General features: G+C 58.8%; 1 protein-coding gene. It reads left to right on the top strand.

The genetic code is table 11. The features are described 5' to 3' along the window. The coding region (locus AACW06_RS20345; protein WP_192076407.1) for an Ig-like domain-containing protein at window positions 1-291 on the top strand (291 nt) is incomplete at both ends.

Raw genomic sequence — 291 nt, 5'->3', positions numbered from 1 at the left:
CCTACACCGTGACGGCGGCGGACCTTGCCAATGGCAGCGCCGACATCACCATTCCAAGCTTGACAGCGGAAGGTAATTACAGCATCACCAGCAGCATTACGGATGCCGCTGGCAACAGCAGTGGTGAAAGTGCGCCAGTGACGTTTGATTTTGATGCCACCGTGCCAACTGCGGCGCCAACGCTTACCATCGCGGACGCCGCGGACGGCAGCGTGAGCGTGGCAGAGAACAGTGACGGCGTTGAAACTGTGGTGAGTATTCCAACGGGTGTGGAAGTGGGTGATACGGTGA

This window comes from Vibrio sp. S12_S33 (genome assembly GCF_963889785.1).
GTDB lineage: Bacteria > Pseudomonadota > Gammaproteobacteria > Enterobacterales > Vibrionaceae > Vibrio > Vibrio aestuarianus.
The sequence above is the reverse complement of the archived record's forward strand: the minus strand, read 5'-3'. Positions and strand labels throughout refer to the sequence as shown.